The organism is Marasmitruncus massiliensis (genome assembly GCF_900186535.1).
Lineage (GTDB): Bacteria > Bacillota > Clostridia > Oscillospirales > Ruminococcaceae > Anaerotruncus > Anaerotruncus massiliensis_A.
The window spans coordinates 1,368,836-1,384,187 of sequence record NZ_FYDE01000005.1 but is presented as its reverse complement, the minus strand read 5'-3'; the positions used below and the strand labels follow the sequence as shown (position 1 = coordinate 1,384,187).

At 51.0% G+C, this 15,352-nt stretch carries 16 protein-coding genes; 3 read left to right on the top strand and 13 right to left on the bottom strand.

All coding sequences use genetic code 11. The features are described 5' to 3' along the window. Window positions 1-69 precede the first annotated feature (69 nt). From ilvD to C1A10_RS14675, 10 genes are all read right to left on the bottom strand, one after another. Window positions 70-1,731 carry a dihydroxy-acid dehydratase gene (gene ilvD, locus C1A10_RS14720; protein WP_101910971.1) on the bottom strand — a complete coding sequence of 554 codons (1,662 nt, stop codon included), beginning with the start codon at window positions 1,729-1,731 and terminating at the stop codon, window positions 70-72. Window positions 1,732-1,735: 4 nt separating this feature from the next. Then, complete coding sequence (locus C1A10_RS14715; RefSeq protein WP_101910970.1) at window positions 1,736-2,119, bottom strand: khg/kdpg family aldolase/carbohydrate kinase; 384 nt, start codon at window positions 2,117-2,119, stop codon at window positions 1,736-1,738. A 4-nt stretch (window positions 2,120-2,123) separates the two neighbouring features. Then, window positions 2,124-2,822, bottom strand: a complete 699-nt coding sequence (locus C1A10_RS14710; RefSeq protein WP_341456940.1) for an ABC transporter ATP-binding protein — start codon at window positions 2,820-2,822, stop codon at window positions 2,124-2,126. A 9-nt stretch (window positions 2,823-2,831) separates the two neighbouring features. After that, window positions 2,832-3,596: an ABC transporter ATP-binding protein gene (locus C1A10_RS14705; RefSeq protein ID WP_101910968.1), complete on the bottom strand. Its 765-nt coding sequence runs from the start codon at window positions 3,594-3,596 to the stop codon at window positions 2,832-2,834. Beyond that, window positions 3,596-4,474: a branched-chain amino acid ABC transporter permease gene (locus C1A10_RS14700; protein ID WP_101910967.1), complete on the bottom strand. Its 879-nt coding sequence runs from the start codon at window positions 4,472-4,474 to the stop codon at window positions 3,596-3,598. Before C1A10_RS14700 ends, C1A10_RS14705 begins: the two co-directional genes overlap by 1 nt. 12 nt (window positions 4,475-4,486) lie before the next feature. Further along, window positions 4,487-5,359, bottom strand: a complete 873-nt coding sequence (locus C1A10_RS14695; RefSeq protein WP_101911688.1) for a branched-chain amino acid ABC transporter permease — start codon at window positions 5,357-5,359, stop codon at window positions 4,487-4,489. 80 nt (window positions 5,360-5,439) lie between these two features. Beyond that, a complete protein-coding gene (locus C1A10_RS14690) occupies window positions 5,440-6,669 on the bottom strand; it encodes an ABC transporter substrate-binding protein (protein WP_101910966.1) in 1,230 nt (409 codons plus the stop codon). A 456-nt stretch (window positions 6,670-7,125) separates the two neighbouring features. Beyond that, complete coding sequence (locus C1A10_RS14685) at window positions 7,126-8,415, bottom strand: serpin family protein (RefSeq protein WP_101910965.1); 1,290 nt, start codon at window positions 8,413-8,415, stop codon at window positions 7,126-7,128. Between the two features lie 101 nt (window positions 8,416-8,516). Then, window positions 8,517-8,723, bottom strand: a complete 207-nt coding sequence (locus C1A10_RS14680) for a polysaccharide deacetylase family protein (RefSeq protein ID WP_145997747.1) — start codon at window positions 8,721-8,723, stop codon at window positions 8,517-8,519. A gap of 52 nt (window positions 8,724-8,775) precedes the next feature. Further along, complete coding sequence (locus C1A10_RS14675) at window positions 8,776-9,489, bottom strand: AbrB family transcriptional regulator (protein WP_101910963.1); 714 nt, start codon at window positions 9,487-9,489, stop codon at window positions 8,776-8,778. A 48-nt stretch (window positions 9,490-9,537) separates the two neighbouring features. Here C1A10_RS14675 and C1A10_RS14670 point away from each other — a divergent pair, with 48 nt between their 5' ends. Continuing rightward, entirely contained in the window at window positions 9,538-10,470 is a 933-nt protein-coding gene (locus C1A10_RS14670; protein WP_180951162.1) for a LysR family transcriptional regulator, read from the top strand. A gap of 84 nt (window positions 10,471-10,554) precedes the next feature. Here the strand turns inward: C1A10_RS14670 and C1A10_RS14665 are convergent, their stop codons facing one another. The 3 genes from C1A10_RS14665 to C1A10_RS14655 form a co-directional block, all read right to left on the bottom strand. Further along, the gene (locus tag C1A10_RS14665) at window positions 10,555-12,066 is read right to left on the bottom strand and encodes a tripartite tricarboxylate transporter permease (RefSeq protein WP_101910961.1); all 1,512 of its coding nucleotides are present in this window, start codon (window positions 12,064-12,066) and stop codon (window positions 10,555-10,557) included. Between the two features lie 16 nt (window positions 12,067-12,082). Continuing rightward, a complete protein-coding gene (locus C1A10_RS14660; RefSeq protein WP_242968944.1) occupies window positions 12,083-12,583 on the bottom strand; it encodes a tripartite tricarboxylate transporter TctB family protein in 501 nt (166 codons plus the stop codon). Between the two features lie 72 nt (window positions 12,584-12,655). Continuing rightward, window positions 12,656-13,699 (bottom strand): tripartite tricarboxylate transporter substrate binding protein, encoded by a 1,044-nt coding sequence (locus C1A10_RS14655; RefSeq protein WP_101910960.1) that lies wholly within the window; start codon window positions 13,697-13,699, stop codon window positions 12,656-12,658. 470 nt (window positions 13,700-14,169) lie between these two features. Between C1A10_RS14655 and citD the strand changes: the two genes are divergently transcribed. After that, window positions 14,170-14,466, top strand: coding sequence for a citrate lyase acyl carrier protein (citD, locus tag C1A10_RS14650; protein ID WP_101910959.1), 297 nt, complete (start codon window positions 14,170-14,172; stop codon window positions 14,464-14,466). After that, window positions 14,466-15,350, top strand: coding sequence for a citrate (pro-3S)-lyase subunit beta (gene citE / locus C1A10_RS14645; RefSeq protein WP_101910958.1), 885 nt, complete (start codon window positions 14,466-14,468; stop codon window positions 15,348-15,350). The genes citD and citE overlap by 1 nt, the downstream gene beginning before the upstream one ends. Window positions 15,351-15,352 lie beyond the last annotated feature (2 nt).

The following is a 15,352-nucleotide window of genomic DNA, read 5'->3' as shown; positions in this document are numbered from 1 at the left end:
CCAATCACCTCAAAATGAATCATACCATTCTTTTCCAGAGCCTGCAACCATGTTTGAAAAAGGAACTGGTTAATCTTTATCCCAGTAGACGGTCGCTCCTCGGTGCGCGGATGTGCAGTTTTTGCGGTACAGCCGAAGCCATCCGGTTGCGGGCTTGATAATTGGCTTCCATGATGCACGGCGGCGGGCGAACTCTTCTTCACTGACATCTACCGTAAGCGTTCTTGCTTCAATATCAATATGAATCCTGTCACCATCCTGAATGAAGGCAAGGTTTCCGCCTTCATACGCCTCCGGGCTCACATGCCCAATGGCAAGGCCGCCAGTGGCACCGGAAAACCGGCCGTCAGACACCAAAGCGATGTCCTTACCCATGCCTTTGCCGAGCACCGCAGCCATAAATGTTTCCATATGCGGCATACCCGGGCTTCCTTTCGGACCCTCATAGCGGATGATAACCACGTCTCCCGCTACAATTTCGTCCTTCAGAATGGCGTTCCACGCGCTGTCCTGAGAGTCATAGCACTTCGCGGGCCCTTCGAACTTCCAGGCATCCGGGTCCACCGCGCTGAATTTCACAATCGCGCTCTCGCTGCCGATATTGCCGTGCAGAACCGCAAGGCCTCCCTGCTCATGAATGGGGCTGGCAACCGGATGGATGACGTTATGGTCTTTGTTTTCCGCGAGCTTTGCCTTTTCTTCAATTGTGCCGAACAGGCCTTTCGCATCACCGGCAATCCTTCCGGCGCCCGCCAGTTCCTTCACGACCGCGCCGAGCCCTCCCGCGGCGGAAAATTCCTCCATAGTATAGGTCGGGTGGTTCGGATAGATTGCGCTGATCACCGGGACTTCACGGCTGATCTGATCAAATGTTTCCGGTGTGATGTCGCAGCCGATCTGGCGGGCAATCGCAGGGATGTGCAGCAGGCTGTTGGTGGAGCCGCCGGTCGCCATCATGTAGCGCACCACATTTTCAAAGCTCTCCTGATTGATGAAGTCCCGCGGACGAAGTTCCTGATGGACCGCCTCCATGACTTTTCTGGCAGCCGAACGGGCCATTTCATGCCATTCGGGGCTCTGGCTGCGGACGCTGGCATTTCCATGCGGCGTGAGCCCCAGCACTTCCGCCATCGCGCACATGGTGTTGGCGGTACCCATGAACGGGCATGCCCCCGGCGTCGGACAGGCGTTTTTTACAATTCCCTTGTAATCCTCGCGGCTGATGTCGCCGGCTATATAGGCTGCATAGGCCTGCTTTGTATGTGTCAGTGTCAGCATTTTCCCGTTGTAATGCCCGGCGGCCATAAAACCGCCTGTAAACATCACCGTGGGAATATTCACGCGGAGTGCGCCCATTACCATGCCCGGGACAACCTTGTCGCAGGTTGCCATGACGATCATGCCCTCAAGCATATTCAGTTCGGCTACCGTTTCCACCTCGCTGGAAACCAGATCGCGCGCGGGCAGGGTGTAGCGGTCTCCGGGGGTGTTGGAGCAGATGCCGTCACAGATACCGCTGACAGGCAGTTCCAGCGCAATACCGCCCGCCTGATAGATTTCTTCCTTCATCTCGGCAATGACGTCTTTAAACGGAAAGTGCCCGGGATTCATTTCATTCCAGGAGTTAACCAGACCAATCACCGGGCGTTTGGCATCCTCCTCGGAAATTCCCATCGCATATAAAAGTGTGTTCCGATGGTCTAAAGATTCTTCGTTCCACTCACGAATCATAATGTTACGCCTCACAATCTATCGTTTCCTTTTGTAACAGATGCACTGCAAATCCGGCGATTTCCTCTTTGAGATAAATTACGATCAATCCGCCGCGGTCGTTAAACTTCGCGCTGGCTTCGTCAAAGGTACAGCCCAGACTTTCCAAATAGGCGCGGGCGGCATGGATGTTGTTTGCCGCCACCGCAATATGTCCGTGCGTGCCGCGGCCATTTCCCTTCATCAGTTCCACCAGCGGGCCGGCATAAACGGAATCTTTCCCCTCGGCGGGCAGAATCTCAAACAGACGCAGGAACAGTCCCGCCTGCCGCATGGCCTCCTCCCTGCCGGAACAGTTGACGCCGAAATGCACCACTTCGAAACCAAGATCATTCTGCTGTTCTTCCATGGCGTCAGCCCCCGAGATAGGCTTTTCTCACCGTATCACTGTGCAGCAGTTCTTCCCCTGTGCCGCTGATATGGATGAAGCCGTTCTCCAGCACATAAGCCTTATCACAGATCGAAAGAGCTTTGCGGGCGTTTTGTTCCACAAGCAGCACCGTAATGCCGGAATCCCGAATCTGTCTGATCAGGTCATACACTTGGTTGACGATGATGGGTGCAAGCCCAAGGCTCGGCTCATCCAGAAGGATGATTTTCGGCCGGGACATCAGGCCGCGGCTGATGGCAAGCATCTGCTGCTCGCCGCCGGAAAGGGTTCCCGCAAACTGGTTTTGCCGCTCCTTGAGAATCGGAAACAGTTTATACTGCTCCTGCAGTTCCTCTTCCAGATCCTTTCCTTTAAACAGGTAACCGCCCACCAGAAGATTGTCGCGGATTGTGAGGCCCGAGAATGTCTTCCGGCCTTCCGGCACGTGCACAATCCCTTTTGCCACAATTTTATTCGGCTTATGCGGCAGTGCTTCTCCCTGAAACCGCACCGAACCTTCGGTAGGCTTTTTCAGTCCGGAGATGGTACGCAGCAAAGATGTTTTCCCGGCTCCGTTTGAACCGATGATGCTGACGATCTCTCCCTCGTTTGCCTCAACACTGACACGCTTGAGCGCTTTTACATAGCCATAGCTGACGCTCAAATCTGTAACTTCCAGCATTGCCACCGCTTATTCCTCCTTCCCCAGATAGGCTTCAATTACTTCCGGATTATGCTGTACCTCCGCGGGCGTGCCGACCGCGATGGTTTTCCCGAAGTTCTGTACGTGAATCTGATGAGAAATACTCATGACCAGTTCCAGACGATGTTCGATCAACAGAATCGCAAAGCCGATCTCTTTGGAAAGGCGCTGTATAAGCTCCGTCAGTTCCGCGACCTCGGTGGGATTCAAACCGGCAGCCGGTTCATCCAGCAGCAGAACCTTTGGATTACAGGTCAGCGCACGCGCGATCTCTACCCGGCGCTGCATGCCGTAGGCCAGATTCTCAGGCCGTTCGTTTAGGAACGCCGTCATGCCCACCATCTCCAGAAAATGCTCGCAGATTTCCCGGCCGCGTTTTTCCTCCGAGCGACGCTTCGGCGTGGGCAGCAATCCTCCCACAATACTGTACTTTGACTGCGGGTCAAACGCGCACAGAACATTTTCCAGCACATTCAGACCCTTAAACAGGCGGATGTTCTGGAATGTGCGGCCCATGCCCTCGCGGGTAATCATGTGCTGCTCCATTTTGGTGATATTTTTGCTATCAAGTGTAACAGAGCCCTGGTCTGCCGCATAAACGCCGGAAATGACATTGAATATCGTTGTTTTTCCCGCGCCGTTAGGCCCGATGATTCCGTGAATTTCCCCGGGATTCGCTTCGAGGGAAAAATCCTGAATGGCTTTTACGCCGCCAAAGCTTTTATGAATGTTTTTGACTTCAAGCAGTGCCATCAGTTTTTCCCCTCCTTCAGAGCTTTCCTGGAGCGTCTGCTCCCCAGTTTTTTAAGATTACCAAAAGTCAGTTCCCACTCTCCGAAAATTCCGGAAGGCTTAAAGTTGATGATGAGAAGAACAAGAATCGCGTAGATGATGCTGCGGTACTGATCGAGAGAGCGCAGCAGCTCCGGAAGCCCACTGAGGATAAACGCACCCGCCACAGAGCCGGTCAGGCTGTTGACGCCGCCGAAGAATACCATGATGACCCAGTCGGCGCTTTTCTTCCAGCCGAAAATGGTCGGGTCCACATAAGTAATATAAAACGCGTAAAGACAGCCGCTGAACGCCGTAACCGCGACGCTGAACAAAAACGCTGTCATTTTAACTTTCGGTACATTGATTCCCATTGCTTTTGCGGCCAGCTCGTCGCTGCGCACAGCAATGCACTGGCGGCCGTATTTGCTGGTCTTAAACCAGCTTACGAGCGCAATCGCGGCAATTGCAGACAGCAGCGCCATCAAAAAGGTGGTTTTTTTCGGGATTCCGATAAATCCGGAAGCGCCGCCCGTCAGTTTTGTTGCCCGGTTCAGCAGCGCGGTAATCGCCTCACCGAAGCCGAGCGTGACCAGCGAAATGTAGTCGCGGCGCAGGCGAACGGTCGGAAAGCCAACAACATAGCCAATTGCAACGGCAATGATAACCGCCAACACGCAGGCCAGCGGAAACGGAACACCGAGTTTGACCACCAGAATACCGGATGCATAGGAGCCGACCGCCATAAAGGCCGCCTGCCCAAGGCTGAACATCCCGGTCAGGCCGGTCAGGACATAAACACCGGAAACCGCCACAATGGTAATCAGGATCTGGGTGAATATTGAAAGATATAAGGCCATTTCAGATCCTCCTTAAGCTTTTTCCTGGATATTAGAGCCTGCAATGCCGCTGGGGCGTACAAGCAGGAATACCAGCATCAGTAAAAATGTAATGACAGGCGTATATCCGGATCCAACCATGCTGATCGACAGCGTTTCAATGAGGCCGAGCAGGACTGCACCGATAATAGCGCCGGAAAGGGATCCAAGCCCTCCGATCACCGACGCGATAAATCCTTTGACTACAAGGCTGCCCAGGGTGGGATACAGCGTATAATTGATGCCAAGGAACACTCCCGCCAGTCCGGCCAGCGCACCCGAAACAAGAAAGGTGAACTGAATGGTGCGCGTCACATCTATTCCCATGAGGCTGGCGGTGTCCCTGTCAAAGCTTACGCTGCGCAGGCCACGTCCAACCCGTGTTTTCTGAATGATATAAGCAAGAACCAACAGCGCAACCGCACTGCAGCAAAACATCAGCAAATCCGATGTGGAAATAACGACATTTCCTAATTTAATCGTCGCATTCTGAAAAAACTGCGGATAGTTATAGAAGTTTGCACCGACCTTGACGGTTACAATTCCTTCAAACATCGTGCCCAGTGTGATCGAGGAAACAAAGAAATAGACTGGAGACGTGTTATGCAAGGTGATACGGCGAAACGCAATAAACTCCCCCGCCAGCGCAACCAATGCGCCGGTTACCATAGCCACCAGAACTGTGGGTATCAGGCCCAACCCCCTTTGAGCCGCGATAAAATACCCCGCGAAAGCGCTGAGCGTCATCAGTGCGCCGTGAGAAAAGTTGGAAAACTTCAGGACGTTGAAAATCAGAGAAAATCCGGTGGCAATCAGGGCATAAACCGAACCTGTCGCCAAACCGTTGACAACGATCTGCAGTGACACGGTATGTCCTCCTTTCATATAGGGATTCCTCCGCAAAAGAGGAATCCCTATCGTCTTTGATCAATGATATTGTGCGAAAATTATGCTGCGAATTTTTCGAGGAGCTTCGGCGTAGTGCCTTCATAAGTGAACATAACCATTTCCATTCCGGTTGTCATGTGGGTCTTCGGGTCGATGGTGATGTTGCCGGTGAAGCCTTCAAAATCGGTGACATTTTCAATCGCGGTGCGGATCGCTTCGGGATCCTCCGTGCCTGTTTCGTTCAAAACCTGAGCGGCAACCTGGACAATATCATAGCCGAGGAAGAATTTGTTTGTCGCATCGATGCCGGTCTTGTCTTTGACTGCCTTGATCATTTCCTGCAGAACTGTCTGGGTATCGTCGATGTTGTTGATGTAATAAACGCCATCGCAGCTTCCGCCCAGCATCGTATTGAACGGCGGGCAGGCATCCAGGCCGCAGACCAGCGCGCCTTCATACCCGATTGCGCGGGCAGCTGTTGTGATGTTGACAAGGTCTTTGGTGTAGTTCGGAACGAAGATCGCATCTACTTTCGCGTTTACGATCGGAGCGAGCAGGGTCTTGAAGTCGGTATCGTTTGCATTATAGGCAACCTGCAGTTCTTTCGGCAGCGTGCCGCCTGCGCCTTCCACCGTCTCAACAAAAGGTGTCAGCAGAGATGTGGAGTACGCATTGCTTTCGTTATAGATCGCGCCGAAGGTTTTAAAATTGTTCTTGATTGCGTACTTCGCCATGATCGCGCCCTGCTGATCGGCGTTCGGCTGGAAGCTGAACATATTCTTATAGGGAGTCCCGTCTGTTTTCAGTTGGGCATTGCTATCGAGCGCCAAGCCCATAACAGGCACATCATACTGTTCGCTGGTCTCTTTGATTGCAAGCGCAATGTTTGCAACCGGCGGGCCGACGATGATGCTGACCTTATCGACTGTGACGGCTTTGGTAAATGCGTTGACAGCTTCGGTTACATCACCTTTTGTATCATAAGTGTTCATTTTAATGGTCTTGCCGCCGATTCCGCCGTTTGCGTTGATCTCATCAACCGCCCACTGGGCGCCCGCCTGAACCATCTGTCCGAGAGACGAAGTGGCGCCGGTGACATCCTGCAGACATCCAATCAGGATTTCGCCGCCCTCTCCTGCAGCCTGGGAAGACGCCGCAGAACTTGCTCCGCCAGCAGAAGAAGCTGCTCCTGAAGACGAAGCCGCGCCGGAAGATGAAGCTGCGCCGCCGCAAGCAGTCATGCTCAGCCCTAAAGCGGCAGCTACAAGAAGTGCAAGTGCTTTTTTCATTGAGTTTTCCTCCTAAAATTACATTTTATATACTGCCCGCATTGCTGCAGGCAATCATATACGATCGAAAAAAATAGAGTTATGAAATCGTTTGTAGAAATAATTTTAAAAAAAATCTATGCAATTTGCAAAGATTTTTATGTTTAATCATGATTCTTTGAGTACATATTATCATTTTCGTTTCTAATTTGTCAATCTAAAATCATTTTTTCCCCGTTTTACATAAATATTTTTATGCAAAGGTTTGCATAATGCCGATAGTATGTGTGATAATGCACATTTTTGAATCATCTGTTTTGTGATATTTGATGACAAAAGAACCGTTTCAGTGTATGAAAACCTTTGCATATAGTTTGCGCACTGGTTTGAAAAACCAAACCCGTCAAAAATTACAAAACCCCCGTTGGTGGACGGCAATCCGTCAACCAACGGGGGCAACCGGCTTTAGGGGTGCTGTCAGGTCTCTGCCGGATTGCTGACAACGCCGATAAACAGCGGGACATCCGTCTGCCTGTCTGAAATAATTGCAAACAGGAAAGGGCGGTCAAGCTTCATCTCAATCGGGTCTTGGTCATTAAACGCACCGCCGCCAGTCGCCGGCATTATAATGACTGTATAGGCGGCGGCTTCCGCGCCGTCCTCATCTATGGAAATGTGGGTTTCCTGTATGACTTTGGAGATTTTCGCTTTCTCTTTGGAAAGCATACCGGAAAAATCAGCGGAATCGGTAAATGCGGTCTGAATTCCCATCGTCTGGAGCAGATCTTCCAGCTTCATGCTGCTTCCAAACGAGAACTTGGGGAGAGGAAAATGAACCTCCCGGTATTCCACCCCTTCCGGGTGAATCATTGCGGCGACTTTTTGGGGATCAGAAACCATACTTTCCAGCGGAATTCCCCGGTTCGGTAGAATCAGCACCATTTTGCCCGCATTGCAAAAGTCCATCTCTGCGGCGGTATAGCCTTCACCCTTCCAGAAAGCATTGCCGGTATTGGCAGTATGCATAAAATCAGTATTGACCGTTGTTCCATCCTTTAGATGGAAAACATCCGGTTTCGTATCTGCTTTGCTAAAATGGTATAACCACGCGTCTTTAAAATAGACTGTATTCATAATTGCCATCAGCTGATCTTTTTCGACCGGAATATCAGGCGAAAGCACCCCATTGGTCTGGTCAGCGACCCATTTGCCCATCGCCTGCCTGGCCGACTTTTTGGTAAAATCAACTGTAAAAGCGGATGCGTAAAATTGCTTTGCGGCGGTATTGAGGTAGTTCTTTCGGAATTCCACACCCTGCTGCAGCCAGATCGAATTTGCAATCTTTAATTTTCCGGCTTCATTGTCACTGTAAAGCAGCCGGAACAGGTTGCCGTTTTGTTTTGCAAGTTCGCTCGTGGTCTTACCTTGGAATTGAAGCGTTTTCAGCAGTTCCAACTGCGTAGCCCCCTTTGCCCCGGCCGCCGCAAGCGACAGCGCCATATAGAGGCTGGTTGGGGAATACATCAGGTTTTCACTCTGCTTGCTTAGGATGCTGGACGCTGAAGCATAGGAAAACGAATTGACGGAAGCCAGGAATGCGGCGTCAACCGGATTGTCCTCTTCCGTTTTGCGCCGTGTGTCATAATCATCATAGGCAGCGGCTTTCGGATAGACAGGCTTGACCAGCGGCGTGTTCGCCGCCGCAACATTCAGCCCAAAACCTGCAATCGTTAACATAGACATGAAAAACAGGAAAAAACGCTTCATAAAAATCCTCCTTCACTTTTATCTTCTAATTCATTGGTGGATGAATTTTCCTGTTTTGATTCATGAAACTGATAGAAATGCGAAAATTACCGTTCATCATATTATTTTGATGATAAGGCAGACTGTCTGCCGGCATGGTCGATGGTATAAGGTGCGGGATAAATCAGCTCCCCAACCGTTACAAAACGATACCCCTCCTCCAGAAGCCGGTCGAGAATCATTTCCAGAGCGGCGGGAGTATTTTTCTTTCCCGCATGAAACAGCAGGATATCGCCCGGCGCCGCTTTTTTCAGTACGCGGTCAACCATCTCGTCGACAGCAGGCTCCTTCCAGTCAACGGAATCCCCCGGCCATACAAATTCAAACCGCCTCCACAAGCCGTTTTAAACGTGAAAGCTTCAGCAGGATGACTCCCAGCATTGCAAAGACCAGTGTGCCGGCAGGAATCCCCAGATATTTTCCCAAAATGCCTGCGGCGGAAGCTACGGCAAGTGTCACCCCAAGAGAGGACAGCTTTTCCGGTTTCTTTTTCTCAGTTTCTGCGGGGGGCTGTGTTTCAGCCTGAACGGGCTCAGACGGCTCCCCCCTGGTTATCCGGTGAATGAGGCCGGGAAAGATCCCAATGCCGACCAGCAGGCGGACGAACTGCATAACAGCTACCTGCGGAGCGCTGGCACCCAGATCCGCAGCGATAATCGGGATATCGCTGATTCCTCCCGGCACCGCGCAAAATAACGCCGTAACCAGGTCCAGGCCGTCTCCGACCGCATAAATGGCAAAGCCGACAGCCAGATTCAGCAGCAACATACAGGAAAGCGTGATGACCGCCGGTTTGAGCAGACGGCGCATTTCCCGGATATCCTCTTTCCGAACAGTGCAGCCGATAAAAGCGCCCGCGGCAATCTGCGCGAATACTTTCGCCCCCGCCGTCATTACAGCCGACCCTGCCGCAATGTTCAAAGCGGCCGCTCCTAAAATCGACCCTACAAGCATCCCCCCGGGCACTTTGACTTTTAATAAAATCCATCCGCCGCAAAAGGCTGCAAGCAGGGTGAAAAGCAAATCGAGCGGCATTTTACGCACTTCCCTTTCGTAATTTTAAACATGAGGAGGCTCTCTGCTTTGAACAGCAAAGAAATGCTTTATATGATTGCCATCGCCGAATCGGGGAGTCTTTCCCGCGCAGCAGAAAAGCTGGATATGTCCCAGTCATCCCTCAGCCGAAGTTTACAGAAAATCGAAAACTCTTTAAACGTTTCTTTGTTTAAGCGCACTCCGGGAGGGCTTATTCCTACGGATGCGGGAAAAAAGTACCTGCTCTGCGCCAAACAAATTATGAAAATGACCCGCGACCTGGAAAACGAAATCTCACAGATCAACCATCTGCAGTCCGGCCATCTGGTCATTGGCACGACCAGCCAGTTCGGTGCGGTCGTACTTCCCGAAATACTGCGCACCTTCAGCGGCGTGTACCCTGGAATTGAAATTGAACTTGTTGAGAAAGACCCTAACGTCATTGAGGCAAAACTGCTGGACGGAAGCGTTGATCTTGCCCTTCTTCATCTGCCGCTGGCAAACACAGGCATCCCTTATCAGCAAATCTGTTCGGAAAACCTTCTGCTGATGGTGCCTTCAAACGACGCGGTGAATGACCTGATTACCGAACAGCCAATCGGTGACCTGCCGTTTTTGGATCTGCAATTGGTTTCCAACAGGAATTTTATTCTTACGCACCCGACACAGGGAACCAGACGGGCCGCACAGCGCATTTTGGACGCCGCAGGCATTCGTCCCAGAATCAAATTTGAAACCTGCAATATTCATACGGTTATGCGTCTGGTCAGCTTCGGATTGGGGGTCAGCATCGTCCCGTCCAGCTACTGTTCCATGCTCAGCAACATCTCGGCATCCGTCCGCTTTTACAGGATTGAGGAACGTTACTTCCCGCATTGGGAGTTTGTTGTCTGTTTTCTGTCCGAAGATTCCCTTACGGAAGCCGCTCTGGAATTTATACAAATCTGCAAAACCGCCCTGCCGTATCTGTTTAAAAGCTGACCTTGTCCGTCAAAAAGCCATCGCCTGTCGGGCGGTGGCTTTTTGACCTCTACAAAACGAATGAGAGGTAAGAGAGTAGGTAAATTAAACTGCGGAGACATTCGCCTTTTTGCCGAATTTCCGCGAAATAATCGGCTTGACAACCGGATATACAAGCATAATAATGCACGCAGTCATCAGTACCGCGGTAATCGGTTTGGAAAATACAGCCAGCAAATTTCCGTTTTCGATTTTGATCGCCCTGCGCAAATTAGATTCACACATCTGCCCGAGTACCAATCCTAAAACCAGTGCGGCGGCAGAGAATCCCTGTTTTACAAACAAATATCCAATCGTACCGGCGATAGTCATCAGCATGACGTCTCCGACGTTGTTGTTCAGCGCATAGGAACCGATCACAGCCAGCATGATGATGGTAGGCCCGAGAATGCTGTACGGAACCGCCAGAATCTTCGCAAAAATCTTAGCAACCAGCATGGAGATTACAACCATCAAAATGTTGGTAACCAGCATGGACGTAAACACGCTGGAGAGATATTCAGGCTGGGTGCGCACAAGCAGTGGACCCACCTGCACGCCCATCATTACCAGGGCGCTCATCATGATGGCCGCCGCGTTGCCGCCCGGGATTCCAAGAGAAAGCAAAGGAACCATGGAGCCTCCGGTAGCGGCATTGTTGGCGCATTCCGATGCCGCGATACCGTCTATGCAGCCGGTACCGAATTTTTCCGGATGCTTGCTGAGCTTGTTTTCCGTTGTGTAACATAAAAATGAAGCGATTGTCGCGCCGGCACCGGGAAGGATTCCCACGATCGTCCCGATAATGGAAGCCCGGATCATCACCCATTTAATGCTCAGGAACTCTTTGACTCCCGGGAATGTTGTTTTTACACCGGTCTGTTTGTCTGATCCATTCATTACCCGCGGCTTCGTGGTTTCTTTGAGCACTTCTGTAACTGCAAACATACCGATCATAACCGGGATCATTTCAACACCGCCCAGCAGTGTACTGTTTCCCCATGTAAAACGAGCAAGCCCAAGCATCGGGTCCATGCCAATGGTCGACAGCCACAGACCAATCAATCCGGATATAATCGTTTTGACGATATTGCCGCTGTCAAGGCAGGTCAAAACGGAAAGCCCCAGAAAGGATACGGCGAACAGTTCAGACGGGCCGAATTTCAGCGCGACAGCAGAAAGCTGAGGGCTGATCAAAGCCATCGCAAATGCGGCAATCATACCGCCGAACGCGCTGCACACCAGAGAAACGCCCAGAGCTTTTCCGGCCTCCCCCCGCTGGGCCATCGGATAACCGTCAAACGTCGTAGGGGCATTGGACGGAGTCCCCGGAATTTTAAACAGAATAGCCGTTACCCCGCCTCCGGTAATCGCGGCACAATATACCGAGACGAGAAAGGCAATTGCAACAACAGGGCTCATGGAATAGGCAAACGGCAGTGCCAGTGCAACTGCCATAGATGCGCTGACACCGGGCATCGCCCCGAATACAACGCCCAGACAGGTTCCGCACAAAATAAACAGAAAAGTAAGCGGCTGAAAGATAATCTGCGCGCCGGAAATTAAGATATCTAACATTTTAACTCTCCTTCCTCTAGATAGATTCCAGCAGGAGGGCAAACGTACGGAAAATCCCCTCGCCGCGCGGCAGCATAATACTAAGGCCTTTATAAAACAGAATAAACAAAATCGCTGTGATCACAACCGCGCAGATCAGGCTGATATACCACCGTTTTTCTCCCAGCAGCCGGGAATATGCGATGAGGAACAGGATACAGGACGGTATGAACCCGATCTTGCCTAAAAGAACCGCCAAAACAAAAACGATGATAATTCCGATAAACAGTTTGCTTGTAAAAAAGCCTTTCAGGAGGCTTACATTCAGCTGTTTTTCAGCGGGAACCGTTTTCAGGTTTTTTACAATTTTTACAATGTTTATGATCAGCATCAGGACCAGCAGCGCCAAAATAATCTGCGGCCACTGCTCCGCACCAAGCTCAGTGTTTGCGGAAGGCGGCAAGGTTGCACCGATATAAAAATAACAGTAACTGAAAAAGATCAGCATCAAAGCATTAAAAACCAGTTCAATCGTCAAAGTCAATCAACTCACTTTCCCTTTTAAAATGAGGAGGGAACGACAGGAAGGTTCCCTCCTCATGCAATCCCTTTACTTTGCGGCATTCATGGTCGAAACAAGTGCAGACAGGTTCTCGACATCCTGATTCCAGGTTGCTGTGAAGTCGGCTGTATTCTGCCAGCCGGGACGCTGGTCAAGCCCCTGTGAGGCCGCCCATTTTTGGAAGGTATCACTTGCGACAGCTTTTTCAGCGGCGGCTTCAAATGCTTTGATTGCTGCCTGCGGTGTGCCTTTTGCCGCAAAAATCCCACGGTAAGGGCCATAATAGCAGTCAATGCCAAGCTCGCCGGCACATTCGCAGTCCTTGAACGATTCTGTAGACATCCGTTCTTCGGAGCAGACCAGAATCGGCTTCACATCCCCTGAAGCCACAAGCGCTTCGATTTCCGCCGGTCCCACGGATGCGAGTGCAATATGTCCGGCCATCACATCGCTGTTCAGCTGCGCCCCCTCGGAATAAGCAATCGGTTCAACCTTGCCGTCGAAGGCCAGCTGCACGTCAAGGCCGTCAAGACCTGTGATTGTCATGCAGCCGGCTTTTACGACACCGGGATTTGCATTGATGTAATCAACCAGTTCTTTATAGTTGTTATAGGGGGAATCTTTTCCCGTCACAATGACGTTGGTATCGTGGACCAGCCGGACAACCGGTTCAATCCCGGCCATGTCCACATTGGATGCGCCCGTCAGCTGAGCCAGAAGCGGGCTCTGCGTGCAGAGCAGCCAGGTGTACCCGTCGGCAGGCTGCTGCATGGCATATTCCACACCGGTTGTGCCGCCTGCGCCGGCCTTATTGTTGATTACCACTTTAACGCCGATTTCCTTTTCCAGCGCCGCCGCAAAGGTACGCAGTGTCGTATCAGCACCGCCGCCGGCGCCCCACGGGCAGACTATTTCAATATTGCGTTCAAATGTCCAGGACTCTTCTTCGCTTGCGGCACTGCTCTGCTCCGCCTTGGATGCTGCCGGACTCTGTGCAGACGGCGTCGCCGCAGGCGCATTGGAATTGGAACCGCACGCCGCAAGAGACAGTACAATTCCAGCTGTCAAAACAACTGCCATTAACTTTTTCATATCTCGTTCTCCTTTTTGTTTTTTCCAGACTACGGCACTGAATATTGCCGTTTAGCCAGTGGCTCTAGTATAAAAGCATTCTGAACCAATTAGCAAATGCAATGTGCGCATAGCATGAATGCACACATTGCACGAAAGAATTCCGAAATTGCTTTCTATTAAATCCTTATTTATAAAAGGTAGTAACTGACAGCAGTTTTCAAATCGGCTTTGCATTTTATAAAAGTGGTTCAACTGATTTTCCTTGAACGCATTTATACAAATTCAGCGTTTATTTTGTTCTATTTTGACGTATTATTTTTTTCATGATGCAAATTTTCGGCATAAATAACGACATTTTTTTCATATTTATCTTAATTTTTTTTTAAGATATTTTTATTTGATCTTAAGTTTCACGCGTTAAAATAAGCGTGCAGTGGAGCGGGCCAGTGCCTCTTGACTCGCTGATTATTTTACAGGAGGGGACCAGATTGAAGATTGAAAAAACAGCCGTCGCCGGGACAATGGAGTCCAGCGATATTATGGTAACGCTTTCTCCCGGCAGCGTGGGGGGAATTGAAATCGAACTGGAAAGTTCTGTGGAGAAACAATTCGGAAATGCCATCCGCAGCACGATTCAGGATGTTTTAACAGAACTGGATGTAAAAAATGCCCACGTGAAAGCTCTGGATAAAGGTGCTCTGGACTGCACAGTGCGTGCCCGCGTCAAAACGGCGGCTTACCGTGCCTGTAATTGTGACAGCTATCAGTTTGGAGGGCAGAATTAATGGATACATATAAACTGCGCCGCACCATGATGTTTGTGCCCGGAAACAACCCCGGCATGGTGAAAGACGCCTATATTTACGGAAGCGACTCCATTATGTTCGATTTGGAGGACAGCGTGGCGGTCGACCAGAAGGATTCCGCCCGTTTCCTGGTCAGCGAAGCGCTGAACTGCTATGACTACAATGGCATCGAACTGGTCGTGCGTATAAATGACCCCCGGACAAAAGTCGGAAAGGACGACCTTACCGCCATTGTCTGCACCAGAAAGGCCATTATCCGCCTGCCAAAGACCGAGTGTGCGGAAGATGTCACCTACTGTGAAAACGTTATTGCTGAAATAGAAGCGGAGAATGGTATCCCGGCCGGGTCCACGCGCATGATGGCCGCAATTGAAAGCGCGCTGGGCGTTCTGAACGCGCGGGAAATTGCCGTCAGTTCCAAAAGGCTGATCGGCATCGCGCTCGGCGCGGAAGATTATGTGACAGATCTGAAAACCAGCCGCAGTTCTGACGGAATCGAACTGCTGTTCGCCCGCAGCGTGATCCTGCTTGCGGCCCGCGCGGCGGGCATTGCCGCGATCGACACCGTTTACAGCGACGTTAATAACATGGAAGGCTTTGAGGCGGAAGTAAAGCTCATTAAGCAGCTGGGGTTCGACGGCAAGTCGGTCATCAACCCCAGGCAGATCAAGCCTGTGCATAGCCTTTACACCCCTTCCGACAAGGAAATCCAAAAATCCCTTGCCATTATGGACGCCATCAAAGAAGCCAAAGAGCGAGGCAGCGGCGTCATTGCCCTGAATGGCAAAATGATCGACAAGCCGGTCGTGGCCCGCGCGGAACGGATTCTCGAAATTGCCCATGCTTCCGGCATTACTTTTTAAAG

Excerpts from the sequence above, each read along its gene's own strand:
- C1A10_RS14680 (WP_145997747.1), bottom strand. The coding sequence starts at position 8,723 with ATGGTTGACCGCGTACTGAAAAAAGCGGCGCCGGGCGATATCCTGCTG.
- C1A10_RS14685 (WP_101910965.1), bottom strand. The coding sequence starts at position 8,415 with ATGAAGCGTTTTTTCCTGTTTTTCATGTCTATGTTAACGATTGCAGGT.
- C1A10_RS14715 (WP_101910970.1), bottom strand. The coding sequence starts at position 2,119 with ATGGAAGAACAGCAGAATGATCTTGGTTTCGAAGTGGTGCATTTCGGC.
- C1A10_RS14665 (WP_101910961.1), bottom strand. The coding sequence starts at position 12,066 with ATGTTAGATATCTTAATTTCCGGCGCGCAGATTATCTTTCAGCCGCTT.
- C1A10_RS14705 (WP_101910968.1), bottom strand. The coding sequence starts at position 3,596 with ATGGCACTGCTTGAAGTCAAAAACATTCATAAAAGCTTTGGCGGCGTA.
- C1A10_RS14655 (WP_101910960.1), bottom strand. The coding sequence starts at position 13,699 with ATGAAAAAGTTAATGGCAGTTGTTTTGACAGCTGGAATTGTACTGTCT.
- citE (WP_101910958.1), top strand. The coding sequence starts at position 14,466 with ATGGATACATATAAACTGCGCCGCACCATGATGTTTGTGCCCGGAAAC.
- C1A10_RS14700 (WP_101910967.1), bottom strand. The coding sequence starts at position 4,474 with ATGGCCTTATATCTTTCAATATTCACCCAGATCCTGATTACCATTGTG.
- C1A10_RS14710 (WP_341456940.1), bottom strand. The coding sequence starts at position 2,822 with ATGCTGGAAGTTACAGATTTGAGCGTCAGCTATGGCTATGTAAAAGCG.
- ilvD (WP_101910971.1), bottom strand. The coding sequence starts at position 1,731 with ATGATTCGTGAGTGGAACGAAGAATCTTTAGACCATCGGAACACACTT.
- C1A10_RS14690 (WP_101910966.1), bottom strand. The coding sequence starts at position 6,669 with ATGAAAAAAGCACTTGCACTTCTTGTAGCTGCCGCTTTAGGGCTGAGC.
- C1A10_RS14675 (WP_101910963.1), bottom strand. The coding sequence starts at position 9,489 with ATGCCGCTCGATTTGCTTTTCACCCTGCTTGCAGCCTTTTGCGGCGGA.